This is a genomic window from Pseudomonas sp. GL_093, from assembly GCF_057837605.1.
On record NZ_CM174448.1, the window covers coordinates 1,582,576 to 1,607,279 of the forward strand.

At 56.8% G+C, this 24,704-nt stretch carries 27 protein-coding genes and 1 tRNA gene; 14 read left to right on the top strand and 14 right to left on the bottom strand.

From position 1 onward, the window contains the following. Positions 1 to 20: 20 nt before the first annotated feature. Positions 21 to 1,352, top strand: coding sequence for an MFS transporter (locus tag AC3IUE_RS07140; RefSeq protein WP_489266439.1), 1,332 nt, complete (start codon positions 21 to 23; stop codon positions 1,350 to 1,352). Positions 1,353 to 1,532: 180 nt separating this feature from the next. Here the strand turns inward: AC3IUE_RS07140 and AC3IUE_RS07145 are convergent, their stop codons facing one another. Next, entirely contained in the window at positions 1,533 to 2,021 is a 489-nt protein-coding gene (locus AC3IUE_RS07145; RefSeq protein ID WP_489266440.1) for a DMT family transporter, read from the bottom strand. 77 nt (positions 2,022 to 2,098) lie between these two features. Between AC3IUE_RS07145 and AC3IUE_RS07150 the strand changes: the two genes are divergently transcribed. Continuing rightward, a complete protein-coding gene (locus tag AC3IUE_RS07150) occupies positions 2,099 to 3,010 on the top strand; it encodes a LysR substrate-binding domain-containing protein (protein ID WP_489266442.1) in 912 nt (303 codons plus the stop codon). A 25-nt stretch (positions 3,011 to 3,035) separates the two neighbouring features. Here AC3IUE_RS07150 and AC3IUE_RS07155 read toward each other — a convergent pair whose 3' ends face one another. Both AC3IUE_RS07155 and relB read right to left on the bottom strand, forming a co-directional pair. After that, a complete protein-coding gene (locus AC3IUE_RS07155) occupies positions 3,036 to 3,320 on the bottom strand; it encodes a type II toxin-antitoxin system RelE/ParE family toxin (RefSeq protein WP_489266444.1) in 285 nt (94 codons plus the stop codon). Continuing rightward, the gene (gene relB / locus AC3IUE_RS07160) at positions 3,310 to 3,549 is read right to left on the bottom strand and encodes a type II toxin-antitoxin system RelB family antitoxin (RefSeq protein ID WP_489266446.1); all 240 of its coding nucleotides are present in this window, start codon (positions 3,547 to 3,549) and stop codon (positions 3,310 to 3,312) included. Before relB ends, AC3IUE_RS07155 begins: the two co-directional genes overlap by 11 nt. A 651-nt stretch (positions 3,550 to 4,200) precedes the next feature. Between relB and AC3IUE_RS07165 the strand changes: the two genes are divergently transcribed. The 4 genes from AC3IUE_RS07165 to AC3IUE_RS07180 all read left to right on the top strand — a co-directional run bounded on the left by AC3IUE_RS07165 (position 4,201) and on the right by AC3IUE_RS07180 (position 7,127). Next, on the top strand, positions 4,201 to 4,839 hold the full coding sequence (locus tag AC3IUE_RS07165) for a LysE family translocator (RefSeq protein ID WP_033061380.1): 639 nt from the start codon (positions 4,201 to 4,203) through the stop codon (positions 4,837 to 4,839). Between the two features lie 85 nt (positions 4,840 to 4,924). Beyond that, the gene (locus AC3IUE_RS07170) at positions 4,925 to 6,274 is read left to right on the top strand and encodes a sensor domain-containing protein (protein WP_461997271.1); all 1,350 of its coding nucleotides are present in this window, start codon (positions 4,925 to 4,927) and stop codon (positions 6,272 to 6,274) included. 117 nt (positions 6,275 to 6,391) lie between these two features. Next, on the top strand, positions 6,392 to 6,550 hold the full coding sequence (locus AC3IUE_RS07175; RefSeq protein ID WP_010462447.1) for a KGG domain-containing protein: 159 nt from the start codon (positions 6,392 to 6,394) through the stop codon (positions 6,548 to 6,550). A 73-nt stretch (positions 6,551 to 6,623) separates the two neighbouring features. Beyond that, positions 6,624 to 7,127 (top strand): DUF4142 domain-containing protein, encoded by a 504-nt coding sequence (locus AC3IUE_RS07180; protein WP_046046166.1) that lies wholly within the window; start codon positions 6,624 to 6,626, stop codon positions 7,125 to 7,127. 45 nt (positions 7,128 to 7,172) lie between these two features. On the opposite strand, the gene AC3IUE_RS07185 is transcribed toward AC3IUE_RS07180, so the two are convergent. Then, positions 7,173 to 7,583, bottom strand: a complete 411-nt coding sequence (locus tag AC3IUE_RS07185; protein WP_008152989.1) for a low affinity iron permease family protein — start codon at positions 7,581 to 7,583, stop codon at positions 7,173 to 7,175. A gap of 302 nt (positions 7,584 to 7,885) precedes the next feature. Here AC3IUE_RS07185 and AC3IUE_RS07190 point away from each other — a divergent pair, with 302 nt between their 5' ends. After that, entirely contained in the window at positions 7,886 to 8,971 is a 1,086-nt protein-coding gene (locus tag AC3IUE_RS07190; RefSeq protein ID WP_489266450.1) for a type I restriction endonuclease, read from the top strand. 244 nt (positions 8,972 to 9,215) lie between these two features. Here the strand turns inward: AC3IUE_RS07190 and AC3IUE_RS07195 are convergent, their stop codons facing one another. Then, positions 9,216 to 9,755 (bottom strand): AidA/PixA family protein, encoded by a 540-nt coding sequence (locus AC3IUE_RS07195; RefSeq protein ID WP_056742604.1) that lies wholly within the window; start codon positions 9,753 to 9,755, stop codon positions 9,216 to 9,218. 124 nt (positions 9,756 to 9,879) lie between these two features. Then, positions 9,880 to 10,383, bottom strand: coding sequence for an inclusion body family protein (locus AC3IUE_RS07200; protein ID WP_046046162.1), 504 nt, complete (start codon positions 10,381 to 10,383; stop codon positions 9,880 to 9,882). Positions 10,384 to 10,823: 440 nt separating this feature from the next. Here AC3IUE_RS07200 and AC3IUE_RS07205 point away from each other — a divergent pair, with 440 nt between their 5' ends. Together AC3IUE_RS07205 and tam are read left to right on the top strand one after the other, a co-directional pair. Continuing rightward, a complete protein-coding gene (locus AC3IUE_RS07205; protein WP_082555838.1) occupies positions 10,824 to 11,153 on the top strand; it encodes a YXWGXW repeat-containing protein in 330 nt (109 codons plus the stop codon). 102 nt (positions 11,154 to 11,255) lie between these two features. Further along, a complete protein-coding gene (tam, locus tag AC3IUE_RS07210; protein WP_489266453.1) occupies positions 11,256 to 12,026 on the top strand; it encodes a trans-aconitate 2-methyltransferase in 771 nt (256 codons plus the stop codon). A 79-nt stretch (positions 12,027 to 12,105) separates the two neighbouring features. Here the strand turns inward: tam and AC3IUE_RS07215 are convergent, their stop codons facing one another. Further along, on the bottom strand, positions 12,106 to 12,444 hold the full coding sequence (locus tag AC3IUE_RS07215) for a hypothetical protein (RefSeq protein ID WP_056742598.1): 339 nt from the start codon (positions 12,442 to 12,444) through the stop codon (positions 12,106 to 12,108). A gap of 391 nt (positions 12,445 to 12,835) precedes the next feature. Here AC3IUE_RS07215 and AC3IUE_RS07220 point away from each other — a divergent pair, with 391 nt between their 5' ends. Genes AC3IUE_RS07220 through AC3IUE_RS07240 form a run of 5 tightly spaced genes read left to right on the top strand, consistent with a single transcriptional unit; the run spans position 12,836 to position 17,873 of the window. Beyond that, entirely contained in the window at positions 12,836 to 14,308 is a 1,473-nt protein-coding gene (locus tag AC3IUE_RS07220; protein ID WP_489266455.1) for a cytochrome c oxidase subunit II, read from the top strand. A 49-nt stretch (positions 14,309 to 14,357) separates the two neighbouring features. Next, complete coding sequence (gene ctaD, locus AC3IUE_RS07225; RefSeq protein WP_046046158.1) at positions 14,358 to 16,133, top strand: cytochrome c oxidase subunit I; 1,776 nt, start codon at positions 14,358 to 14,360, stop codon at positions 16,131 to 16,133. Beyond that, on the top strand, positions 16,130 to 16,822 hold the full coding sequence (locus AC3IUE_RS07230; protein WP_489266457.1) for a cytochrome c oxidase subunit 3: 693 nt from the start codon (positions 16,130 to 16,132) through the stop codon (positions 16,820 to 16,822). The genes ctaD and AC3IUE_RS07230 overlap by 4 nt, the downstream gene beginning before the upstream one ends. Positions 16,823 to 16,828: 6 nt before the next feature. Further along, the gene (locus tag AC3IUE_RS07235) at positions 16,829 to 17,542 is read left to right on the top strand and encodes a heme-copper oxidase subunit III family protein (RefSeq protein ID WP_056742591.1); all 714 of its coding nucleotides are present in this window, start codon (positions 16,829 to 16,831) and stop codon (positions 17,540 to 17,542) included. Between the two features lie 13 nt (positions 17,543 to 17,555). Continuing rightward, the gene (locus tag AC3IUE_RS07240) at positions 17,556 to 17,873 is read left to right on the top strand and encodes a cytochrome C oxidase subunit IV family protein (protein WP_033061398.1); all 318 of its coding nucleotides are present in this window, start codon (positions 17,556 to 17,558) and stop codon (positions 17,871 to 17,873) included. Positions 17,874 to 17,904: 31 nt separating this feature from the next. On the opposite strand, the gene AC3IUE_RS07245 is transcribed toward AC3IUE_RS07240, so the two are convergent. The 7 genes from AC3IUE_RS07245 to atzF all read right to left on the bottom strand — a co-directional run bounded on the left by AC3IUE_RS07245 (position 17,905) and on the right by atzF (position 24,696). Then, on the bottom strand, positions 17,905 to 18,465 hold the full coding sequence (locus AC3IUE_RS07245; protein ID WP_489266460.1) for a magnesium transporter: 561 nt from the start codon (positions 18,463 to 18,465) through the stop codon (positions 17,905 to 17,907). Positions 18,466 to 18,758: 293 nt separating this feature from the next. Beyond that, positions 18,759 to 18,832, bottom strand: a tRNA-Gly gene (locus AC3IUE_RS07250). Between the two features lie 180 nt (positions 18,833 to 19,012). Beyond that, the gene (locus tag AC3IUE_RS07255) at positions 19,013 to 19,897 is read right to left on the bottom strand and encodes an alpha/beta fold hydrolase (protein ID WP_489266462.1); all 885 of its coding nucleotides are present in this window, start codon (positions 19,895 to 19,897) and stop codon (positions 19,013 to 19,015) included. Positions 19,898 to 20,210: 313 nt separating this feature from the next. Next, positions 20,211 to 20,903 carry a pseudouridine synthase gene (locus tag AC3IUE_RS07260; protein WP_489266464.1) on the bottom strand — a complete coding sequence of 231 codons (693 nt, stop codon included), beginning with the start codon at positions 20,901 to 20,903 and terminating at the stop codon, positions 20,211 to 20,213. 56 nt (positions 20,904 to 20,959) lie between these two features. Then, positions 20,960 to 21,154, bottom strand: coding sequence for a cysteine-rich CWC family protein (locus tag AC3IUE_RS07265; RefSeq protein WP_008153014.1), 195 nt, complete (start codon positions 21,152 to 21,154; stop codon positions 20,960 to 20,962). Between the two features lie 6 nt (positions 21,155 to 21,160). After that, entirely contained in the window at positions 21,161 to 22,648 is a 1,488-nt protein-coding gene (locus AC3IUE_RS07270) for a sensor domain-containing diguanylate cyclase (protein ID WP_489266466.1), read from the bottom strand. Positions 22,649 to 22,917: 269 nt separating this feature from the next. Further along, a complete protein-coding gene (gene atzF, locus AC3IUE_RS07275; protein ID WP_489266468.1) occupies positions 22,918 to 24,696 on the bottom strand; it encodes an allophanate hydrolase in 1,779 nt (592 codons plus the stop codon). Between the last annotated feature and the right edge of the window lie 8 nt (positions 24,697 to 24,704).

Here is a 24,704-nt window from a genome sequence, read left to right on the forward strand (position 1 = left end):
AGTCCGCCTGGAGAACCATCATGAGCCTTAATGTACTGGAGGCGGGCGCGAGCCCGTCCGTTAGCCACGACGAAGAAAAAGCCCTGGTCAGCAAAGTCGCCTGGCGCCTGATGCCGTTGATCATGGTCTGCTACCTGTTCGCGTTTTTCGACCGCATCAACATCAGCTTCGCCAAGTTCCAGTTGCAGACCGACCTGAGCCTGAGCGACACCGCTTATGGCCTCGGTGCCGGGTTGTTCGTGGTCGGTTACGTGATCTTCGAAGTGCCGAGCAACATGATGCTGTACAAGGTCGGCGCCCGGCGCTGGATCGCCCGGATCATGATGTCCTGGGGCCTCGCCACTGCGGCCATGGTCTTCGTCAATAGCGAATGGCAGTTCTACGCGCTGCGCTTTGTGATTGGCGCGATGGAGGCCGGTTTTGCGCCGGGAGTCCTGTATTACCTGACGCTGTGGTTCCCGCAGCACTATCGCGGGCGCATCACTTCGATGCTGTTTCTGTCGTCGGCGTTTGCCGGTCTGGTCGGCGCACCGTTCTCCGGGCTGGTGTTGCAACACCTCGACGGCTTTATGGATATGCGCGGCTGGCACTGGCTATTTCTGCTGGGCGGCGTGCCTTGCATTGGCCTCGGCTTGCTGGTGCTGACGTTGCTCAAGGACCGCATCGAAGACGCCCATTGGCTGACGTCGTCAGAGAAGACGCTGCTGGCCAGCCGTATCGCTCACCATGAACCGCACAAGAGCGGCGGCTCGTTGCTCGCCGCACTGCGGATTCCGGGTTTCCTGACCCTTGGGCTGATCTACTTCCTGATTCAGGTGGCGTCCTACGGCTTGAACTTCTGGGCCCCGCAACTGATCCGCAGCGCGGGCACCGAGAGCCCGGTGATGATCGGTTTGCTGACCGCCATCCCTTACATCTGCGGTGCGATCAGCATGGTGGTGATCGGGCGGTTGTCCGACTCGACCGGTGAACGGCGCAAGTTTGTCGCAGGTCTGGTCGCGGTGGGCGCGGTGGGGTTCTTCTGTGCAGGGATTTTCGCTAACCACACGACCTTCCTGATTGTCGCGCTGGGCTTGCTCGGTGCCGGGATCATCGCGTCCATCCCGAGCTTCTGGACCCTGCCGCCCAAACTGCTGGCCGGTGCTGGCGCAGGGGCCGCGGGCGGGATCGCAGTGATCAACACCCTCGGCCAGTTCGGCGGCATTGTCAGCCCGGTGATGGTGGGGCGGATCAAAGACCTGACGGGCAGCACCACGCCGGCACTGTATGTCATCGGCGTGGCTGCGCTGATCGCTGTTGCGCTGCTGATGTGGGGATTGCCGCAGAAGCTGCGTACGCTCGACAAGTTTTAAAAGTTTCGCAGGCTACGCCGGTTCCTGCATCGACCACGCATCACTGCAGGCGCTGGCGAAGGCTGCGATCACAAGATGATGATCGTTCCCACGCTCTGCGTGGGAATGCCTCAAGGGACGCTCCGCGTCCAGTGACGCGGAGCGTCACGGGCTACATTCCCACGCAGAGCGTGGGAACGATCAAGACGTTGCTGTTATCGCTTTTTCCAATGTGCCACCGAACTGAATCAATACCACTCCAGCCATCAACAAAATCGCCCCAAACACCCGCGGCAACGTCATCTGCCGCTCCACCAACCCAAACCACCCAAAGTGATCCAGCACCAGCGAAGCAACCACCTGTCCCGCCAGCGCCAAAGCAATAAACCCCGAAGCCCCAAGCTTGGGCAGCAGCATCAGCGCCAACGAAATAAAGCACACCCCAAACGCGCCACCGGTCCACATCCACAGCGGCGCCTTGCTGATGAACGCCAGCGATGGCAACGGCAAACGCAGCGCCAACATAACCGGCAACAACACCACAATACTCACCAACAACGACGCGAGGGTCGCCCACAACGGATGGCCCAAACCACGCCCGAGGTTGGCGTTGATCGCGCTTTGAAAAGGCACCACCGCTCCGGCTATCACGGCCAGCAGCAACAGCCCGGCCCAATGCAACGTACTCATGATGAATCTCCAACAGGTTTTGCTGGACTCTAGAGTATTCGTCGCGCAGATTTAAATTCCAAATAGCTATTCAGAACATGCATCAGATGAATGATCTTCGGCGCGTCGACCTCAATTTGCTGGTGATCCTCGACGCCTTGCTCAGCGAGCAACACGTGACCCGTGCCGCCGAGCGCCTGCACCTGAGTCAGCCGGCCGTCAGTCATGCCTTGGCGCGGTTGCGTGATCTGCTCGGCGATCCTTTGCTGGTCCGGGCGGGCGCCAACCTCGTGCCAACCCCGCGAGCCCTGGAGTTGATGGCGCCTTTGACCGAAACCCTGGCTCAGGTGCAATCGCTGCTGGCGCCGAATACCTTCGATCCGGCCACCGCCAAGCGCACGTTCCGACTGGCGATGTCCGACTATGGCGCTGCAATCGTTCTGCCGGGGTTGATCCGGACCTTGCGCCGGGAAGCTCCGGGCATCGATCTGCAAATCAGCCATGCCAGCCGCGAAGGCATGCTCGAGGGGGTGCTCAACGGCGACATCGACGTGGCGGCAGGCGTCTTTCCAGAGTTGCCGAACGAGTTGCGCAGCACGCCGCTGTTTGAAGAGCACTACGCCTGTCTGGTCGACCGCAACAGCCTGCCCGCCGATGGCGTACTTGACCTGCCAACCTACCTCGCCCGACCCCACGTCCTGCTGGAAATGCGCGGCAGCGGCACCCCGGAAATAGAACGAGCCCTGACAGCCCTGCGTGAGCGCCGTCGCGTGGCGATCAGCCTGCCGCACTGGAGCGTCGCTCCGGAATTCATCAGTGGCACCGACCTGATCCTCACCGTCGCTTCCCGAGGGTTGCTCAATATCGATGAGCAGTCGTTGATCGTGGTCCCGCCGCCGTTTCACATTCCGTCGTTTACGTTTGTGTTGGTTTGGCACAAGCGGCGGGGCGGGGATCAGGCGTTGAACTGGTTGAATGGGCGGATTGGGGAGGGGATCAGGCGGGATTGATCTTCAGGGTGGCGCACGCTGAAATCTACCAATTGGTGGGGGGAAGTCGCCGAGTATGGAAGATCCTAAGCACTTGCAAGCGACCTTGGCGAACTCGATAGGGAATCAGATACGGCCGGTCGGGCAAAACCCATTCACGAGTCCCGGGCAAGCGACCTTCTCGGCCTGTCGAGGGAAATCGAGCAAGGTGATCAACGCTGGCGAGAATTGCTTGAACGAAATCTGCCGCCGCCTTTGGGTTTTCCATCGCGATGTACGCGGCTTCGTCATCGAGATTCTTTAATGCAGTACGCAGCCACTCAACGCGCATTGGCTGTCCACTTGTCGGCGATTGCATTCACTTCTTCCGGCGTTGCGAAGTCACCGGCATCGGCTTCTTTCAGCGCTTTCTGAATTTCTTCAATTTGCCAGGCTTCCCTCGCGAGATATTCACGCAGAGCATCCACTGCGAGAAATGACTTACTGCGACCCGTGGCCTTGGCAAGGTTGGCGAGCGTATCGGCTAGTTCGTCTGGCAAGCGCAAAGACATGACGGACATGACGGTCTCGATGTAGTGGTTTGTAATACAACATACTACCGCGTCATGCGGGGGGGGAGGCCACCCCCGTTCGTCTGCGGTAACAAATGATTGAACAGACCTACCGAGCCGAGGATAGTGCGCGGCTGAAATCGTCTGGTTTTTTGAAGTAAACAAGGAGCAGGGCATGACATTGAAGTCTGGGTTGATGGGGAGTTTGGCTGCGTGCAGCCTGATAATGACGCCCCAGGTGTTCGCCGAATGTGCGTCACCGCCGTTGAGTGACGACTTCGGCTCAAGCGGGTTGCGAAGATGAGGCGCCATTCGGTCAGCGTTCATTCACGCTATGCAAGGTTTGGCCGGCTTATGACGACCTGACGATTGTTGCCACGTCGACGGTTACCCCGGACTTCGTAGATGCAGGTAATGACGGTGGGAATGTCGATCTGGAGTTGTTGGGGCGAACTGTGCGATGGCGAATCCAAAAATTGAAGGCAACCCAAGTCACTCTCCGTTATGACGGTAAGCAATACGTCGTACCAGAAGCACTTAGCGGTTAATCGGTCGACAGCAGCCCTTTGCGCGGTTGAAGTTCTTCGACGATCTGTAAGTCGGGTTCCGGGAACCTGAGATAGACTTGCGTGCATTCACCCCGGTTCAATAGGACTTCCAATGACCCCATCGCTGCTAATGGCTGTTCTCGCCTCGGGCTTTATTTACGGCATCACGCCGGGGCCGGGTGTGTTGGCGGTGTTCGGCATCGGTGCGGCGCGTGGTCGGCGGGCCGGGGCGGGGTTTCTCTGCGGGCATTTGCTGGGGGATGTGGTCTGGTGCAGCACCGCGCTGATCGCGATTGTCGGTGCGCGGGAAATCGGCAGTACTGCGTTCGATGTGCTGGGCGTGCTCAGCGGGCTGTATCTGTTCTGGCTCGGTCTGCGCGCGGTTCGTGCCCGTCGCAGCAGTGTCGAAGCGCCACAGGGCCCGGCGCGGCAGCCGTTCTGGCACGGCATTCTATTTGGCCTGACCAATCCGAAGGCTTACCCGGTGGCGGTAGCGACTTTTACGGCGCTGCTGTCCAGCCGTGCCGAATTGCTGCACTGGTCGATGCTGCCGTGGCTGATTGTCCTGAGCTTCGTTGGCGGCCTCATGGCCTACGCTATCCTCATTGGCATTGTCGGGGCGCGGCAGGTGCGCAGCTTGTACCAGCGCCATGAGCTGTTGATCACCCGGTTGTGTGGGGTGATGTTTATCGGGTTTGCCATCAACGCCCTGGCGCATGCATTGCCGGGGCTGGTGACGAACAAGGCGTGAGGCTGATCGCAAGGAGGCGTCAGTTGTATTGATGGGGCAGGGAGGGTTCTTTATTGCTGCATTGTCCGGACACGCTCACCGCACTATGGCAACCAGAAATTCCGCGCCGTTGGCGAGTTTCATCGATCTCTTGCTGGACGCCGTCTGTGCGGTCGACAAACAAGGTCGCTTCGTATTTGTCAGCGCGGCCTGCGAGCGTATCTTCGGTTATACCCCCGAAGAGCTGATCGGCCAGCCGATGATCGACCTGGTGCACCCCGCTGATCGTCAGCGCACCCTCGATGCCGCGCGGGAGATCATGGGCGGCGACCCCAAGCTCAATTTCGAAAACCGCTACCTGCGCAAAGATGGCCGCGTGGCGCACATCCTCTGGTCGGCGCGCTGGTCGGAGGTCGACCAACTGCGCATCGCCGTGGCGCGCGACATCACTGAGCGCAAGCAGGCCGAATCCCGGCAAGCGGCGTTGTATGCGATCTCCGAAGCGGCCCACGCGGCGGAAGATTTACTGGCGCTGTTCAAACGCATCCATTTGATTATCGGAGAATGGCTGCCGGCGCTGAATTTCTCCGTGGCGCTGTATGACGAACACTGTGCGCAGCTGAATTTCCCTTATCACGTGGACGATCTGGAGCCGCAACCCGAGCAGCCCGGAACGATCACCGGGCGCCTCTGCGCCGAGGTGATTCGCAGCGGCCAGCCGATTCTGCTGACACCGGATCAGGACAATTTGCCGGAAGGGTTTGAGGCGCTGGTCGCGGGACAGCATTCGCCTTGCTGGCTGGGCGTGCCGTTGAGTTCACAAAACGGCACCATCGGTGCGTTGATCGTCAAAAGCGTGCCCGGTGGTGAGCGCTACACCGAACAGGACAAGGAGCTGCTGCAATACGTTTGCGCCCAGGTCGCCACAGCGATTGAGCGCAAGCAATTGCATGCCAGGCTGCAGCGCATGGCCCAGTACGACCAACTGACTCAACTGCCCAACCGAGAGTTGCTGCGTGAACGGCTTAAAGACTCACTGACGCTGGCGCGGGCGGATTCCGGGCATATGGCATTGCTGTATGTCGACCTCGACCGTTTCAAGGAAGTCAACGACACCCACGGCCATGCGGTCGGCGACATGCTGCTGCAAGCTGTCGCCAACCGGCTCAAGGGCTGTGTGCGCGAAACCGACACGGTGGCGCGCATCGGCGGCGATGAGTTTGTGGTGTTGTTGCACAGCATCCACGCCTCGGAAGACGCCGACAGCGTGGCGGGAAAAATCCGACAGGTCCTGGCTCAACCCCTGCGTCTGGACGGTCACAGCCTGATCATCCAGACGAGCATCGGCGTTGCGCGATACCCCGACCACGGAACCGAAGAAAAGCAGTTGTTCCGGCATGCCGATGAGGCCATGTACGCCGCCAAGCGCCAAAATCATCAGCGCCTCGGGGCCTGAAAAATCTGCCACCGTTCGTCGCGGCGATTTCAACTTTTCTAAACCTTTGCGGTGATCGAAATTCTGATTCTATGCGGGCTCCTGCTCGCCGCGATCATCACCAAGAGGTAGAGAATCATGCCTAATTCAAGAAACTCGAACTCGGGAAACTTCGCCAACGATCGAACGAAGGCGTCTGAAGCCGGTCGCAAAGGTGGGAAAACTACCACCACGACTGTCGATAAAGACCCTGCGAAACCCGATATGGGCCGTAAAGGTGGTCAGAAATCGAAGTAGCGGTGAAGGTAGTTTTGATTGAGAGGCGGGAGCGTAAGCTCCCGTTTGAATTTTTTACGAGGAGGGCGCGACCATGAGCCGGATGGCCACCCGATTACGCAATGCCAGTTTTGCCACGTTGCTGGGTCTGTGCGCCAGCAGTGCCTTTGCCCAGTCCCCCGCCGAATTCATCAACGATGCATCGGCCAAAGGCATGGCCGACATCGAAGCCAGCCGCCTGGCGCACCAGAAAACCGAATCCAAAGAGGTCAAGGACTACACCATCGTCGTCATCAACGACCGCACCACCGCCAACCAGCATCTGGCGAAAATCGCCAAGCAACTGGATTTGCCGGTGGCTCCGCGCGAAGAGGTAGTCGATAAAGCCAAAGCCTTGATGCCGCAAGTGCAGGACGGCGCGAGCTTCGACCAGGCCTACGCGGCCAGTCAGGTGAAAACCACCCAGGAAGCCATCGAACAGCTTCAACAGGTAGCGCAGACCACCGACGTGCCTGAAATCAAAGCCTTCGCCGAAGAAACCCTGCCAAAATTGCAGAGCCATCTGCAAATGGCCAAGGCGCTGCAAGCCAGTCGCTAACCCACGAAGTACGCGGGTGACCTCGGGCCACCCGCGACGTCCCGATCAGCATTCATTCAAATCCTGCTTACCTTTTTCCTGGACGACGGTGCCGTCCAGGGAAATCGTTTCGCCCTCGCCAAGTTGCCGATACTGCTTTCTCAGCGCTTCCAACTGCTTGAGGTCCAGCGCCTCGAGCCCCAGCATCGCGTTCTGCGCCTCCTTCGTCACCCGCAGCAACTCATCGACCTTCAAATGCAAAATGTCCGTGTCGCGGTTCTGGGTGTTCTGGATCAGGAACACCATCAGGAACGTGATGATGGTGGTCGACGTATTGATGATCAGTTGCCAGGTGTCGTTGAAGTGAAAAATCGGCCCACTCAGCCCCCACAGAAAAATCAGAATGATCGCCCCCATGAACGTTTTGGGGCTGCCGGCCCACAGGGCAAGTTTCTGAGCGACTTTTGCGAATTTCATTGCCGTGTTCCTTATAGGGATGCGCCTGATTTTCAGACAGCACGGGCATGATGAAAATTCTGATTAAATTCTGGGTTCAATGAAAAGCCGGTAACTCGTACCTCGGTAGGTCGGAGTAGCTGACGGAAGGCTGCGACCTGGCGATCTTATAGGTCGAATTGACTCAGATATGGATGGAGGAAATCTCTGTTGTTCCCAATTCTTGGTTGGATTCTTTCTTTGTGCCGGTTTGTGTCTAGTATCAAAGGCAATCAATTTGCCAGCATGCAAACACACGGATCGAACCAGATAAGAGGCCACTCATGGAATTCTTCGAAAAGTTAGCAAGCTTAGCCGCCAAAGTTCGTTTGCAAGGCGCTGCCATTAAGACGGAAGAAGCGACCAAGAACGCGTTTGTCATGCCGTTTATCAGCACGGTGCTGGGCTACGATGTCTTCGATCCGACGGAAGTAACTCCCGAATTCGTTTGTGATATTGGAACGAAAAAGGGAGAAAAAATTGATTACGCAATCATGAAGGGGGGAGAGGTTCAAATCCTCATCGAGTGCAAAAAAATAGGCGAGCCGCTGCACATCAATCATGCCTCCCAGTTGTTTCGTTATTTTCACGTCACCAGCGCCCGAATTTCTATCCTTACCAACGGTCAGGTCTACAAGTTTTTCACCGACCTGGACGCGCCAAACAAGATGGATGAGAAGCCGTTTCTTGAACTCGACCTTCTGGATATCGACGAGTATTCCGTTCCCGAATTGGTCAAGCTCACCAAGTCAGCCTTCGATGTGGATTCGATCATCAGCGCCGCAGGTGAGCTGAAGTACGTCAGCCAAATCAAAAAGGTCATTGCTTCGCAGGTCAGCAAGCCTGATGACGACTTTGTGAAGGTGTTCGCATCGCGTGTATACGACGGGGTGATTACTCAGAAGGTCCGTGAGCAGTTCCATGAGCTAACGAGAAAGGCCGTGGTGCAGTTTCTCAACGACCAAATCAACGACAGGCTTAAGTCGGCCATGAGCGGTGCTATTCAACCAGCGTTGGCCTCTTTGTCGGTTTCTTCCAGTGGTACCGAGCAGCCGGATTTGCGGGACGAGTCTGAGGACAAGGTTCTGACCACCTTGGAAGAACTGGAGGGTTATCACATTGTCCGCGCCGTGGTTCGGTCTGTTGTCGATGCCAAACGAATTGTTCAACGCGACACCCAAAGCTACTTCGGCATTCTGCTCGACGACAACAACCGCAAACCTATCTGTCGTCTGCACTTCAATCGTTCACAGAAGTACATCGGGATTTTTGATGAAGAGAAAAATGAAACCCGGCACGCAATCAACTCGATAGACGATATCTACGAATACTCGGATCACTTGAAGAAGACTGTTGGATATTACGACTAGCCGAGCTTGCTCGGCGCGAAAAAAAACCGGCCATTGCGGCCGGTTTTTTGTGGGCATTTGATCAACAACGCGCGAACAGATATGCCCTCTCATTCAATTCAATAAAAAAACCGCCCTTGAGGCTAATGCCAATCAGTTAAGGAGCGACACAATCCGTAGCAGCAGGCTTCGCCAGCTGCTACGGATCGCGTTTTGGCTTAACTGATTGGCATTAGCCCTTGAGGCCGGTTTTTTAGGAGTCAATTCACTCCGCCAACTTCACGTCCACCGACCAACTGAAGTACCCCAATGCCTCGCAGCTTTTATTGATCAGCATGAATTTCAGTTCGCACGCCGCCACACCAGCCGCCAATTGCGTGCAGTGCCAGTAATGATCATCGGCCGTGTGGCTGCCCGGTTGGGTCGGGTTTTCGGGATTGGGTGCGGGGACTGTCAGGTTTGTGTGGATCACCAGTTCAGGTGGTGAAAGTACCCCGGCATCACCGACAGACATCTCGTAGAACACCACGCTGTGTTCAGCGAGCAAGCTGACGGTCCTGCCACGGATATGGAAGTTCTCGCCGTTACTGGCGATAAACGTCATAAAGCTGTCATTTGTAGTACTTTGTGTTGTTTTGTTGCCGCTGATGGCAAAGATGAAACCTTCCTCAATCCCGGTCGGGTTTTGCGGCTCAAGACTGGGTTGCGGATAACGTAAAAGCAGCGATTCGGCATCGACGATCAGCAGCACATTATTGGCTGGCGCGATACTCGTCGAGGGGGAGGCAATCGGTTCGGAAGTCATCATGGATTCCTTTCATGATGTTGATTCAAGACGGCAGCCGCATCAGTTCAAGCAAGACATCCCGTCCCGGCCGAAGCGGCAACGAACTCGGTAGGCCCCTCGTTGCCAAGGGGCCTGGTCATCGTCAGTTACGGATGGTAATGAACGGATCCCACGAGCAGCAACCTACGATCTTGCAGTCGCGATCAACGATCAGGAAATGGAAGTGGTAGGTCACGCTGCCGCACGAAAGTGTTTCCGAAGACCAGTAATGGTTATCGACTTTCTGGCAGCTTGGAACCGACGGGTTGCTGGTGTTGGGAACGGCAACGCACGCTGTAGCCTTGCGAGGCGTGGGTGTGGAGATCAACTCGTTGCCGACATTGCCAATGAACTTGTAGAAAATCACTGCAGTCTCGAAGCTCTGCGACAGACTGGTTTCACGCCAGCGAATCAAGTCGCCTACCTGGGCTTTCAAGTTGAGTTCGCCACCGGCCTGGCCGCTGACCACGTTGTTCTGATTGGTCACCATGTACACATGATTGACGTCGATTAACGTCGGCGAGGCAGGGTTTTTGCTGATGTTCGGGTAGTTTTTCAGAATGGTTTCAGTGTCGATTGAAACAAGAACATCCGTGACTCGAGACATAGTAAAGCTCCTTGTTCATAGTGAATGCCTGGCATCTTCCAGGCACAACAACGCTTGCTTGCCTTACGGCCGTTGCGAACACACTACGGGCGGAACCCACCTGTCACGGGCATGAGCTGGCCTTGCTCCTTGCGTGCAAACTAACGGGTTCGGGTTCCTTCCGACGGGCCGCGATAGGACTATAGGTGCCATTTCAAGGCTGTCAAAATTGCTTTCCTGTCAGTTCGACGAACGGTCGATTTAGTTATGATTTCAGAAGATTTGGCGATAAAGAACGCGCATTCAAACTCTCGTTGTTATGTCGGTGCCAAGTCATACAAGTTCAGGTAATAGACAGATACGACCTGCTACAAGATCAATTAGCCAGGCAGGAGCGTGGCTGGAAAAGGGGGGATTTTTGCTGATTCACTCAATGCGGCGGTCAAGCCTGAGGAGGCAGCATGTGGTTACGTTATATGGCGTTATTGGCGGTGATGTTCGCAGCGTCCGGCTGTGTGCAGGAGCGGGTCGTTCATGAGCGGCGTCCGGTGCAGCATGAGTACGTTGAAGTCATTGCACCGCAGCCACCACCGGAACGCGTAATCGAAGTAGAGCCTGTGGCGCGTCCGGGGTACGTCTGGTCCCGAGGATACTGGCGTTGGGAAGGTGGGCGTTATGTCGCTGTTCATGGCCACTGGGTGCCGGAACGACCGGGCTATCGTTATGTGCATCCCCACTGGGAGCAGCGTAATAATGGCTGGTATTGGCAACGAGGGGGTTGGGTCAACTGACATCCTGCGCCATAGGTCGGATAGGGCAGAGCACATCGGTTGGCGTATCGTAGCGAACCGTTATCTGCCCTGCCCATGACAACGCACCGACAGGAGAACGCAATGAGTTGGTCCGCCAAACAATACGTCGCCTTTGAAGATGAACGTACACGTCCCGCCCGTGACCTGCTGGCCGCGATCCCTGCTGTGGACGCGCGCTCGGCAATCGATATCGGTTGCGGCCCCGGTAATTCGACCGAGTTGCTGGTTGAGCGCTTCGCCAATGCCACGGTGCGTGGCTTGGACAGTTCGACCGATATGATCGACGCCGCCCGCAAGCGCTTGCCGCAGGTGCAATTCGATATGGCTGATATTGATACCTGGAACGAAAACGGCCCGTTTGATGTGATTTTCGCCAACGCGGTGTTGCAGTGGGTACCCGATCACGCGAAGTTGCTGCCTGCACTGGTGAGCAAACTGGCGCCCGGTGGTAGCCTGGCGATCCAGATGCCGGACAATCTCAACGAACCTTCGCATCGCTTGATGCGCGAAGTTGCAGCCGATGGCCCATGGGTTGGCAAACTGTCGGGCGCCGCCGGGCAGCGGACGGAGATGGCAGATGCCAGTGGTTATTACTCGATGCTGAGAGCCCACTGTTCCCGTGTCGATATCTGGCGCACCACCTACCATCACCCGCTTGCGGGTGGCGCGTCTGGTGTGGTCGAGTGGTTCAAGGGCAGCGGATTGCGACCGTTTCTTGATCCGCTGGATGAGGCGGAGCGGGCGCAGTATCTCAAGCAGTATCAGGCGGCGATCGAGCTGGCTTATCCGACGTTGGCCGATGGTTCAGTGCTGCTGCCGTTCCCACGGTTGTTTATCGTTGCGACGCGTTGATGCATTAATGAAAAAGGGACAGATCCCGCTCTTTTCGTCTGTCCCTTTCGCGTTCTGATGGCCGAGCATCCTGTCGTAGCTAATCAATCAACTGATCTATCAACACCGCGTTGCTATAGACCAAGCTTCCATCACTCGCTCGATGCCCGACCAGATGGAACTGACCACGCTCGTTGTGTATATAGACGCGCATCTGGCAGTCGGACAAAGGGTCGTATCCCTCTGGCAATTTCAACTCCAGTGTGTCCATGTCGACATCGACCATGGCTTCACGCTCATGGGTCTTCTGCAGGCGTTCTTCAGCGTCCTCCAGCCCCTTATGGAGGGGGCCATCGACGTAAAAATGGATTTCACCCATCGGGGTCGACTTTTGTTGTCCGTTGACTTTGCACCAGCCTTCGATCGTCAAGGCACTCATGACGAAATCTCCGTTGTGGACGGCTGGACGCTATCGCTCTTGGCCGTCACTTGTCTGACCGCGTAAACAGACTTTAATTATAGCTGGCAACCGGGCCTCGCTTGCTCGACGTGTGGTTCAGGCGGGATGTGTTGCTTAATTGTTACAGTTATATATAGCGAATAGGTTTCAAGTAACAAAGTTGATGTTGAAGTTGGAATATCCAGGTGGCAAGGCCTTTCAGGAAAGGCGCTTGTTCCGGCCATGAACTATACTTCCTGCGGACTTTGCCACGAAGATAGAGGGTATTTGTCTAGCCTGTTTTGGCGTCAGATTAGTATTGATTTGACGATGTTGTTCTGTGGCGATGCTTAGGCATACCGATGAGTAACAGGAATAGGATGAAAGCAAAATGGCAATGGCAATTATTCTTGTACTAATCGTTATTGCATCAGTGCTGTTCCATCTATTAGCGCCTTGGCATGCAGCACCGCCAGCGTCCAACTGGGGGTCGATAGACACCACCCTGTTCATCACCCTGATCATCAGCGGAATATTTTTCATCGCCATCACCGTATTCATGGCGGTGGCCGTGATGCGTTTCCGTCACAAGGAAGGTGCCAGGGCGGCCTACCAGCCAGAAAATAAAAAGTTGGAAACCTGGTTGATTATCGTGACCTCGGTAGGTATTGCCGCGATGTTGGCGCCAGGTCTGGTTGTTTACAGTGACTTTGTCCGGGTGCCGAATAATGCTTATGAACTTGAAGTGGTCGCCCAGCAGTGGCAGTGGGCCTTTCGTTTTCCCGGCCATGACGGGAAACTGGGCAAGTCGGATATTAAGTTTGTTGATTCCACCAATCCCTTTGGCCTTGACCCCAAGGATCCTGTTGGGCAAGACGATGTACTTGTAATAAACAATGAAGTTCGCCTTCCGCTCGATAAGCCGGTAAAAGTTTTACTGCGCTCTAAAGATGTGCTGCACGATTTCTATGTACCACAAATGCGCAGCAAGATGGACATGGTGCCAGGGATGGTGTCGTACTTTTGGTTTACACCGACTAAAACCGGGAAGTATGAAGTCCTTTGCGCTGAATATTGTGGCGTAGGCCATTACAACATGCGCGGCCATATGATCGTGGAGGAACAGGACGCCTTCGATCAATGGCTGAACAGCCAACCGACTTTTGCGCAGACATTAACGACAGCCGCCAAGCCCAGTCGGGACAGCGTGCTGAAAAAAGGCCGCCTGCTGGCCGAAAACCTCGGCTGCAGTGCCTGCCATAGCCAGGATGGCAGCGCCAGTCTCGGCCCGGGATGGAAGGGGTTGTACGGTCGCACTGAACAGCTTGCCGATGGCACCAGTGTGCTGGTCGATGAGGCCTACCTGAAAGAGTCGATCCTCGATCCGAAGGCCCGATTGGTACAGGGCTACCCGCCGGTCATGGTGACCTATACTCTCAATGACGATGAACTGGGCGCACTCGTCGCCCTGATCAAATCACTGGGTGCCGCGCAGCAAGACAATGAACCTTCTGCCAGCGAAGCGTCGGGCCCAAGTGATGACTTGGCGACGCAGGGGCAGCAGCTGGCTCAGTCGCTCGGCTGTCTGGCCTGCCACAGTGTCGATGGCAGCAAGGGCGTCGGCCCCAGCTGGCAGGGCCTGTATGGCGAGACCGTAACCCTTGCCGACGGTTCGACGATAAAGGCCGATGAGGGCTATATAAAAGAGTCGGTTCTTAATCCCGGAGCCAAAATCGTCAAAGGCTACGCAGCCGTCATGCCGGCCTTTACTCCGAGCGACAAGGACCTGAACGCACTGATCGCTTTTATCAAATCCAAAGCAAATGCCGACGCTGATGCAAGCAAGGCACAGCCAGGGAAGTAGCCGTAAAGCAGCCAGGAATGCACCGAAACTTCGACAGGAGGATGACGTGATGGCCTATGCGGAGCAAGCCGAAACAGAAGCACTGCACGAACCCAAAAGCTTCCTGACCAAATATGTCTGGAGTCAGGACCACAAGGTCATCGCCATTCAGTATTCCTTGACGGCTTTGTTCGTGGGCGTTATCGCCGTGGTGCTGTCCGGCTTGATGCGCATACAGATTGGCTTCCCCGGCACTTTGGCGTTCATGGACGCCAGTACTTACTATCAGGCGATGACCATGCACGGCATGATCATGGTCATTTACTTGCTGACGGCCTTGTTTCTGGGGGGCTTCGGTAATTATCTGATCCCGCTGATGGTGGGCGCCCGCGACATGGTCTTCCCCTACGTCAACATGCTGAGTTACTGGTTCTACCTGCTAGCGGTAGTGGTGTTGCTCTCCAGTTTCTTTGTACCGGGCGGCCCCACCGGTGCGGGCTGGACGCTCTATCCGCCACAGTCCATTTCTCAGGGGACACCGGGGGTCCAGTGGGGCATCGTCCTGATGCTCGTCTCGCTGGCGATTTTTATTGTCGCCGCCACCATGGGCGGGTTGAACTACGTCACCACGGTGTTGCAGGCGCGCACGCACGGCATGACATTGTTTCGCATGCCGCTCTCCGTATGGGGAATCTTCATGGCCTCGATTATGGCCTTGCTGGCCTTCCCGGCGTTGTTCGTCAGTGCGGTCATGATGCTGTTTGACAAGCTGTTGGGTACCAGTTTCTTTATGCCGGCGATGGTCTCGCTGGGGCAGCAGCTCGATCACCAGGGTGGCAGCCCGATCTTATTCCAGCACTTGTTCTGGTTCTTCGGCCACCCGGAGGTCTACATCGTTGCTCTCCCGGCGTTTGGTCTGGTCTCCGACTTGATCAGCACGCATGCGCGTAAAAATATCTTCGGCTACCGAATGATGGTGTGGGCCATTATTGCGATTGGTGTACTCAGCTTTGTGGTCTGGGCGCACCATATGTATGTCAGTGGAATGAACCCGTACTTTGGCTTTTTCTTCGCCGTCACCACCTTGATCATCGCGGTGCCGACCGCACTGAAAGTCTACAACTGGGTGCTGACCCTGTGGCGCGGCGACATTCATCTGACCGTGCCGATGCTGTTTGCCCTGGCCTTTATCGTCACTTTCCTGGTCGGCGGTCTGACCGGCTTGTTTCTGGGCAATGTGATCGTGGATATTCCGCTCTCGGACACCTATTTCGTCGTAGCCCATTTTCATATGGTCATGGGTGTCGCGCCGGTGCTGGTGGTGTTCGGCGGTATTTATCATTGGTTCCCGAAAGTCACCGGGCGCATGTTGAACGACACCCTGGGCAAGCTGCATTTCTGGATTACCTTTCTGGGCACCTACGCCATCTTCTTCCCCATGCACTACCTCGGTTTCCAGGGCATGCCACGCCGTTACTACGCCTATGAAAACTACGCGTTCATCCCGCAGTCGGCGCAAGAATTGAATGCCTTCATTACGGTGGTCGCATTGACCGTTGGCGTTTCCCAGCTGCTGTTCCTGTTCAACCTGGCCTGGAGTGTCTTCAAGGGCAAGCCCGCAGGCAGTAATCCCTGGGGCGCGGCCAGTCTGGAATGGCAAACGCCGAACACCCCGCCGATACACGGTAACTGGGGCGCGAAGCTGCCGGTCGTGCATCGCTGGGCCTATGACTACAGTGTGCCGGGGATAGAACAGGATTTCGTTCCGCAAACAGTCTCCGCCGAGGAGTTGGAGCAGATGCGGCAACTGAGTGCCGGAACCAAGATAGCGGACGTTAAAACATGAGCAGGTTGCTATTGAGAAACGCCGACGGAGCTGACCCCGGCGGCAGCTGGAATCGCGACCCGGAGGGTATTCAGGCCGGCGAGGGTGCCGATCGAAACCAAATCGCAAGAACAGGCCTGCGCTTGTTTCTGGCCGTGGTGAGTTCGTTGTTCTTTCTCTTCTTGCTCGCCTTTATCGCCCGTTCACAAATGACCGACTGGTTACCCCTGACAGAGCCTTTGGCGCCGTTAGCCGATCTCTCGCAGTTATGGCTGAATTCGGCTTTTCTGGTACTCAGTTGCGTCGCACTGCAGTGGTCGCGTATGGCCGCCCGAAAGGCGCGACTGGGTGCAACTGTGATTGGTTTCGCGTTGGGGGGTGTATTTGCCATTGCTTTTCTGGCGGGACAGCTCTGGGTCTGGCAGCAGTTTGTCGCCTGGGGCTACTTTCTCGCCAGCAATCCGGCCAACAGCTTCTTCTACCTGTTGACCGGCCTGCATGCGCTCCACCTGCTGGGCGGGCTGATAGCCTGGGGCATAATCGTTGCTAAATTCCTGCAGCGCGTGCCGTTGCCGCAACTCAGCGCCAGCGTAGAGCTGTGTGCCATCTATTGGCATTACTTACTGGGTCTTTGGTTCGTGCTATTCGCTTTGCTGACCAGCACGCCGCAAACCTATGAAGCGATCGCCAGATTTTGCGGCCTGAGGTGAAAAGCCATGGCAACGCACCCACTTGCCCCAGGCGAGTCCAGTTCATCCAATCCACCCAGCTTGCCGCCGCCAGAGGGATGGCAGGGCATCGCCAGCGACTGGTCCTCGGATAAGGAGGCCTTCAAGCAGGTCCCTTGGGGCAAGGCGATGATGTGGATATTCCTGCTCAGCGATACTTTTATATTCACCTGTTTTTTAACCGGCTACATGTCGGTACGCATGACCATCACCACCGCCTGGCCGAACCCCAGTGAAGTGTTCGCATTGACGATTGGCGGTAGAGAAATCCCGCTTATTCTGATCGCCATCATGACCTTTGTGCTGATCAGTAGCAGCGGCACCATGGCCATGGCCGTCAATTTCGCCTATCGCCGTGATCGCGCGAAAACCACTGCCCTGATGCTGGCCACCGCTGCCTTGGGTGTGACCTTCGTCGGCATGCAGGCATTTGAATGGAGCAAGCTCATTGCAGAAGGGGTGCGTCCCTGGGGGAACCCTATGGGGGCGGCGCAGTTTGGCGCCAGCTTTTTCATGATTACCGGGTTCCACGGACTGCATGTGTCAATCGGCGCCATCTACCTCAGCATTGTGGCGATGAAAGTATTTCGGGGAGATTATGAGCGCTCCGGAAACTATCAGAACGTCGAGATAGCCGGGCTGTACTGGCACTTCGTGGATTTGGTGTGGGTGTTTATTTTTGCTTTCTTCTATTTATGGTAGAGGAGCACGGGTGATGGCACATGCTCAAGGTCAGCAACATCCAATCAGCTTGTACCTTAAAATTTGGGGGCTGTTATTCGTCCTCAGCACGATGTCGTATCTGGTCGACTACTTTCACTTCCATGGTTACCTTCGTTGGGCCCTGATTATTACTTTCATGTTGTTGAAGGCAGGTCTAATTGTCTCCATCTTCATGCACATGGCCTGGGAGCGGTTGGCCATGGTCTACGCCATATTGGTGCCACCGTTGTGTTTGCTGGTACTCGTCGGACTGATGGCCACCGAGGCGGACTATGTTTTCCTCAGCCGCGTCATTTCCTTCGGCCAATAAGCAGCGTCTGGATGGCCTCAGTCTCCAGGCGCTAACCCGATATCACTCGCTTGAACTGATGCCATTTGTGCTGCCATGCGACTGTCCAGTGGGGGGCGGCCGCTCCCGTGCCGGCGATCTCCAGCATTGGATGATGTTCGATAACCCCGTCCAATACCGACTCCTGATTCGGCTCGACATCGACGAAGAAAATGTGTTTTCCCTCTGCTACCACCTGTTTAAAACTGCGGAAGTGAGTGTTAGGCACTTGGATACCAAAAAAACCGCCTTCCCAGATGCAGAAGCCACATACAACAATGGCAAGAAAGATAAAGGGCATCCAGCCTGCGGCGGATTCGGTCCAGCCCAGCCAATAGGCGCCGCCAAGAACCAGCGCCGCGAGTGGCACACCGATCACTGCACCAATTTCGCCAGAGTGGACAACATCCTGTTCCATTAACGAGTTAACTTCGTGAAGGTGATGTTGTTCAACATCGGCAACGTGTTCACTGAACACATGAATTTGTTCGGAATTGATACCGCTGGCTTCCAGCTCATTTTCAACGGCTTCAAGATCGTCGAGATTGTTGCTGATGTAATAGTGTCTATTCATGCCACACCTCCCATCTCGTGCTTGCCGTAGACCTCCTTTGTCTTGCAGCTGCCAGTCGAGATTTACAGTCGGTATCAGTACCCGTGGGCACGTTGGGCGCTTCATTCAAGCCATAAAAAAGTATAGCACTGCATATCATTCAGGCATGGGGACGGGAAGTATGCGGTCTGATGCTCCCGGCAGGTTCCCCGGCACCCCAAATTCCGGGCACAAAAAAACCGGCCACAACGGACCGGTTTTTTGTGTTCCTGCGTCTCCCGTCAAAACCTCCTGACGTGAGACCAAAATTCGATTGGAGCGGGTGAAGGGAATCGAACCCTCGTTATCAGCTTGGGAAGCTGGAGTAATGCCATTATACGACACCCGCTCAGAGCGGCTGACTTTGTACCAGATGTGGGCGTGGAAATGAAGTTTTTCTTTGCGTGGGACGGCTTTAGCGCAACTGAAACAAAGCAGAGACCGCATGACGGTCTATCGCGGGCAAGCCTTGCTCCTACAGGAATGCATTCAACACTGTAGGGCGAAGCTTGCTCGCGATGACACTGTTTCAGATGGCCAATGCATGTTGGTCCTGGACGTAGTGATAACGCGGTCGATTTTCGTGTTGCGAAGGTTTCAAAAAGCCCAGCAATGCATTGCGGCTATCTCGGCAGGCAGCTTTGTGTTCCATGTCGAGAAAGTGGCCGGTGGCCTGCAGGGTGGTGAACGTAGCGTGTTGCACGTGGTTGGCGAACAGTTGAGCGCCGTCGGCAGCGGTGTACTCGTCCCATTCGCCGTTCATGAACAGCACCGGCACGTTGATTTTCTCCGCGGCTTTGAAAAAGCACTGGCGATCACTGCGCAGCAGATCGCTGATGTGGAAGTGCATCTGCCCGTATTCATGCTCGGCCAGGGAACTGACGTGCCGATAATTGAAGCGCTTGAACAGTGTCGGCAAGTGTTTGCCGATGGTGCTGTTCACCAGGTTGCCGACCCGGTCACCGTCCCGGCTGCCGAGGTAATCAATGCCGCGCTCGAGGTAGTCGAGCATGTGCGCGTTGATCTCCGGAGAGAACGAGCTGATCACGGCTTTTTCGATGCGTCGTGGCTGGTGGGCCAGGGCGACCAGGGTCGCGGCGCCACCCCAGGAAAACGACAGCACGTGTTCGGCGGCGAAGTGGTCGATCAGCTCCAGGAGGATCTGCCCTTCGATTTCCTTGGTCAGCAATTTCTCGTGCAGGTTGTGGGCTTTCGACTTGCCCGCGTAGGGCTGGTCGTAGCAGACCACATTGAACTGCGGGTGAAGGTTTTTCACGGTTTGTGCAAACGACGCAGTCGTGGCCATCGAGCCGTTGACCAAAATAATGGTCTTCTCTGCGGCGTCTGCGCGATAGAACTCCGTGTAAACCCGATACTGACCCTGTATATCCAGCACAGCGATTTCTGGCCTCATGTCATAAGACTCCTGGCAAGCGGGTATGCGTGCAAATCAGATTGCACGAGCTTTGTGACAGGTAGGCATACGCCTGGAATTTGAGAGGCCCATGTCGATCCATTGCAGTCCGGTCGACGGGTATTGTTATTGGCGGGCAGTCTGCCGGGGGAAGGCGGAACCTGAGGGTTCTCTACCGGCAAAAAGTTTCTTAGAAGTATGTTGTGACTCATCGGTCACATTTCGGCCGACGTCCTGATTCAAGCAGGGGTCACGTCATCGCGCAAGTATCTTTGGCAAATTGTTCGACAACTTCTGCTGAGCGGTCGCCTGCTTAGATCAATTGAATCTCTTCGGTGCGTAGTGCGCGGTACTCGCCCGGTTTCAGGGCACTGTCGAGCACCAGCGGGCCCATGCTTTCGCGGTGCAGGTGCAGCACCTTGTTGTCGAAATGGCCGAACATCCGCTTCACCTGATGATAACGGCCCTCGACGATGCTCAGTCGTGCGGATGTTGGTCCGAGTACGGCCAGCTCGGCGGGTTGGGTGGTGAGGTCTTCGAAGGCGAAGTACAGGCCTTCGGTGAATTTCAATGCGTATTCCGGGCCAATCTCTTGCTCTGTCTCGACGTAGTAGACCTTGGGCAGTTTGGTTTGCGGCTGGGTCAGGCGTCGCGACCAGCTGCCATCATTGGTGATCAGCATCAGGCCAGTGGTGTTGAAATCCAGGCGCCCGGCGATGTGCAGGTCCTCCTTGTCCGGCTCATGGATCAGGTCGAGCACGGTCGGGTGTTGCGGATCGCGGGTGGCACTGACGCAGCCAGACGGTTTGTGCAGCATGAAGTAGCGTGCAGGCTTGCCGACTTGCAGCAGCTCATCGTCGACTTCCACACGGCTGAATTCCAGTACGTCGGCGTGAGAGTCGCTGACGACTTTTCCGTCGATCCTGACGCGCTTTTCCACCAGCAACAGACGCACCTGCTTACGGTTGAAGCGCGGCAGGTTGCTGAGGAAACGGTCAATGCGCATGACGAGGGATCGGTAGGAAAAGGGCGCGTATCTTACGTGATTGGTTGTGCGGTTGCTTACAGCTGCGCCTCGACTTGCGCGCAGCGTGGGCACAAACAGGATTTGTCGCGCAGTTCGGGCGGCAGCGCTTCGAGTACCGCCGGGTCGATGCTGACGCCGTAGCACCAGCAGGCCCGATCAGCGGTTCGCGGGTCGGCCAGAGTGCAGTCGTTGGAGGCGCCGCAGGCCGGGCAGAAATCTGGCTTATTCATGTAGGGTTATTCATAACTGGAGTGAGGCATTTCCACGCAGGTGCGGTTACGGCCGGCTTGCTTGGCCCGGTACATCGCATGATCCGCTCTCGAGAGCAGCGTGTGCAAGGTGTCATCGGTCTGCAGGGTGGTCAGGCCGATGCTCACGGTCAGCTGCAAAGCCTTATCGTTGTAGGCATAACGCTGTTGCTCGACATGCTGACGAATTTTCTCGGCGACCATCAGACCGGTCTCACCATCAGTGTCCTTGAGCAACACGATAAATTCCTCCCCGCCCCAACGGCAGACGATGTCTGAGTGCCGCAGGCAACTCTCCAGATCCCGTGCAAAGCCGATCAGTACCTGATCGCCGGCAAGGTGACCGTAGGTGTCGTTCAAGACTTTGAAATGGTCCAGATCCAGCAGCAACGCGGTCAGCGGTTTGGGCTCGCGCTGGGCTTCGTGCATGGCTTGCGCCGCCAACAGATCGAAACCGCGGCGGTTCGGCAACTCGGTCAGGCTGTCGAGGATCGCCTGGGCCTGGATTTTGCCCTGGTAGCGCTTGATCACCCGGTTGAGCAGGGCCAGCACAATCAGCGTGACGATCAGGCAGATCAGCAGGTTGAGGTACAGCGACTGGCGGATTTCACTGAGGGCGCCGTCTTCACGCTTGTCGACGAACAGGTACCAGTTCAGCTCCGGGATGAACCGTACGTTGAGGAAATGTCCCTGACCTTGGACGGAATATTCGTAGCTACCGCTGTGAGGTTTGGGCAGTTGGCTGACGAGGCTTTTCATACTGTCGAGTTCGCCGAGACTCTGCCCGATCTTCGCGCCTTGCGGGCCACCCTCGGCCCCGGTGAGCACCAGGCGTCCGAAGTTGTCGACGAAGTACACGCTGCGCTGGTAACGCTGCTGATACTTGTCGATCAGCTTGATCACCGCATCGACTGTCAGACCGACGCCCGCGGCGCCGATGAAACGGTTGTTGTAGTCGTAGACCTTGTAGTTGATGAAGAAGGTCAGGTTGTCCTTGTTGGCAAGGTCCGGGTCGACATTGATCTCGTAGGGATCGGCCATGTCTCGTACGCGGAAATACCACGCATCGCGGGGTTCAGTGACTTTGACCTGTTTGAGTACGCCCTTGGCGTGGTAGTAGGTGAGGCTGGCGTTCGAGACGAAAAATGCGGTGTAGGCGCCGTAGTGGGTCATGACCTCGTTGAGGTAACGGGTCATTTTTTCGGGGTCTTGCTCGCCGTTTACCACCCAGTCACGCATGAAGGTGTCGCGGGACATCATCGAGGAAATCAGGATCGGTCTGACGAGGTCTTTCTGGATTTCCGAGTAGACCGTGTCCGACGTCAGCGGCAGTTCGGTGTTGACGATGCTGTCGCGTATCGACGCTCGCGAGGCGTAGTAACTGAGGAAGGATGTGGCGAGAAAGCCTGCTCCCAGCAACGCGATCAGCGTGAGGACCAACGAACGTTGCGAATACAGCGGCGAGCGAAGCGGCATGACGATTCCGTTGGCAGTGACCCGATGGCAGGCATTCTAATGGCACTGTGGGGAAATAACTGCTGCATTTGTGGGGGGAATGGTGTCAGGTAGGGCCACCCCTCACCCCAGCCCTCTCCCCACGGGGGAGAGGGGGAAAGGGAGCCGAACTTCACGCTTTTCAAAACTTGCGTTCGACTCAATATCTCAGGTCGATGTAACTCGAAAGAATACCTCGGTCAGTCCCCTCTCCCTCAGGGAGAGGGTTAGGGTGAGGGGCGGATTCCAGATCAGACACGAGTCTCCAGATACGCACGCCATCCGCCCAGATGGCTGATATCGGCTGCCCCCTCCAACCCATACGCCTCACAAATAAACCCACTCTCCCAACGCCCATCCGCTAACTGCACCTTGCCCAATCCCAGCGGTGCCGGTATCCCGGTCAAAAACGAACCCAACTCACGGCTCGGCAGTTCCCAAACTTCCACCGCAATAGCCACACCTCCGTCCTTCACGCGAACCATCCCGGGGCGAAACGGCGGGCCACCGGCCAAGGCATACAGTTGATAATCCGGCGAGCTGAACGTCGTCTCGACCCGTCGAGCCCCACGCTGCTTGAGCTGCCAGTTCAGCGCCAACCCATCCAGATGCGCACCACACACCACCAGCCGCGCCCGGTCATTACGCGCGGTAGCCGTCGGCGCAGGCGCGAGCAAACCTTGCTGGCGCTGCAACGCATCCGCCACACCCAACAAATACTGATCAGTGAATGCCCGTCCGAACAACGTCACACCCCAAGGCAAACCATTGCCCATGAAACCGCTGGGCACGGCGACGGCGGCGTAATCGAGCAGGTTCATGAAGTTGGTGTAGTAGCCCAGTTCCGAATTGCGCAGCACCGGTTCGGCGTCCAGTTCCGCCCGCGTGACGGGGCGGCCGAGGGTGGGTGTCAGCACGCAATCGAGGCCGTCCAGCGCCTGGTCGCACAGGGCTTTCAGCGCTTGCAGGCGGTACTGGGCGCGGAAGGTTTGCACGCCGTTGACCGCTGGCGCCTTGGCCAGCACAGCGCGAATCACTGGCAGTACAGCTTCAGGATTTTGCTCCATCAATTCGCCGGCGACGCTGTAGCGCTCAGCCACCCACGGGCCTTCATAGAGCAAACGCGCCGCTTCAAGGAACGGCGACAAATCCAGCTCCACGGCTTCACCACCCAAAGCCTTGAGCTGATCGATGGCATCACCAAACAACAGCGGGCCTTCAGGGCAGCCGAAGAACTGCAGATCCTGAGCGCGCGGCACGCCAAAGCGGAAGGGGCGAGGGGCACCAAACGCCGAGCCGTCATTCCACAACGGATTGCGGCGGCTGTATTCATCGCGGGGATCAAGGTGCGCAGTGAGCGCGAGCAACTGACTGGCTTCCCGAGCGGTTGCGGTGAACGTGGTCACGCAATCGAGGGTGCGACAGGCCGGAACCACACCCGCCGTGGAGATCAGCCCTTTGGTGGCTTTCAACCCGACCAGATTATTCAGCGCCGCCGGCACACGCCCGGAGCCCGCCGTGTCCGTGCCCAAGGAAAAACTCGCCACGCCCAGCGCCACCGCCAGTGAAGACCCGGCGCTGGAACCGCCCGATGGATACTCCGGCAACACGCTGTTCGGGCACGCACCATACGGCGAGCGACTGCCGTTAAGCCCGGTGGCGAATTGATCAAGATTGGTCTTGCCCAACGGAATCGCCCCCAGCGCCAGCAACTGCTCGACGATGGTCGCCGAACGCTCCGGCACATAGGCAAATGCAGGGCACGCCGCGGTCGTCGGAATGCCCGCCAGGTCGATGTTGTCCTTGATTGCAAACGGCACGCCGTACAGAGGCAGGCTTTCGATATCGCGACCGTCGAGTGCGGCGAGGTACGGTTCCAGTTCTTCAACACTGAGCACGTGGATGAACAGGTGATAGTCCGGGTTCAGCGCCGCGGCTTTATCGCGCAGGCTCAGCAGCAGTTCACGGGGCGTGATGTTGCCGATGCGATAAGCGTTGCGCAGGGCGTCGAGTTGCAGATTGATGTTCATGGCGTTAA